Source organism: Kitasatospora sp. NPDC059817 (genome assembly GCF_042731835.1).
Taxonomy (GTDB): Bacteria; Actinomycetota; Actinomycetes; order Streptomycetales; family Streptomycetaceae; genus Kitasatospora.
In genome coordinates, this window is record NZ_JBHWIR010000440.1 from 1 (window position 1) to 1,217 (window position 1,217).

Below are 1,217 nucleotides of genomic sequence, written 5' to 3' on the forward strand. Positions count from 1 at the left end.
GCCGCCTGGGCGGGGACCTGGCGGCGTACGACGCGCAGGCTGCGGGTGAACGAGAGCCGGTCGACGTCCAGGCCGTCGTTGAGGGCGGCCTGGTGCATCAGCTGCCGGATGGCGTGGTGGACGAGCAGGAGGCCGTAGACCTCCTGCTCGACACCCCACGGGTACTTCGAGCGCAGGACGAGCCTGGGGCCGCGCTGGTGGGTCTTGATCTCGTCCAGCGTGGTCTCGATCTCCCAGCGCTGGGCGTAGAGAGCGGCCAGTTCGGCGGCCGGTGCCTCCTCGGGGTCGAGGAGGGTGGTGATCAGGCGGTAGACGGTGGCGTCGCCGGTGGAGGCGAGGGTGTACTCGACGACGCGGACGGTCACCGGGTCGCGACGGTTCCTGCGGTCGTGTCCGGCGAAGACCTCGCTGAGGTAGGAGCCGTCCGACAGCGTCCGCACGACGGGCAGGCCGGCGTTCTTGCGTACCCGCCACAGGAGGTCCGCGCCGGTAGCCCGGGCCTGCTGCCACAGCTCGACGCCGTAGAAGCCCCGGTCCGCCAGCAGCAGCATCCCCGCGCGCAGATGGCCGAACAGCCGCCGGGAGAGCGTCTGCTCGCCGGCCGACAGCGGGCCCACCTCGGCGGCGAACATCGCGTGGGTGCCGCACTCGGCCAGCCCCACGACCCGGGCCTGCGGGAACGCGGCCGCCCCGCGTCCCGAGGCATGGCGGCCGAAGAAGGCGTCGTTGGCCTCGGTGTCCGCCAGGTCCAGCGTGGTGCCGTCCACCGCCACCACACGCCAACGCCGATACCACGCACCCGCGGTCCCGGGCACGGCCATCGGACGGCACACCCGGGCGAACAGCAGACGCAACGGCTCCGGCCCCAGCCGCCGCCGGGCCCGGCCGATCGCGGCGGTCGTCGGCACCCGCCACGACCGCCGCCCCTCTCCCAGTCCCTCACCCAGCAGCCGCGCGACCTCCTCGTAGCCCTGCCCGAAGAACAGGCACATCGCCAGCACGAAGTACACGACCACCCGCGCCGGCAACAACCGACTGCGCTGCTCGGCCCGCCCGGTCTCAGCGATCACCTCATCGACCAGACCCGGCGGAAACACCTGCGTCAGCACCCCGATCGCGATCCGATCCGACAACCGCTCACCCGCACACGACTTGACCTGCCCCACCCTCGCCACACCACAACCAACGAGACAGACACACCAAAGTCACTGGCATTG

The 1,217-nt window shown here is 71.9% G+C and carries 1 protein-coding gene; it reads right to left on the minus strand.

The window, feature by feature from the left end; translation table 11 throughout:
* On the minus strand, positions 1-1,175 hold a 1,175-nt coding region (locus ACFV61_RS36095), incomplete at its 3' end, for an IS4 family transposase (RefSeq protein ID WP_380496426.1).
* Between the last annotated feature and the right edge of the window lie 42 nt (positions 1,176-1,217).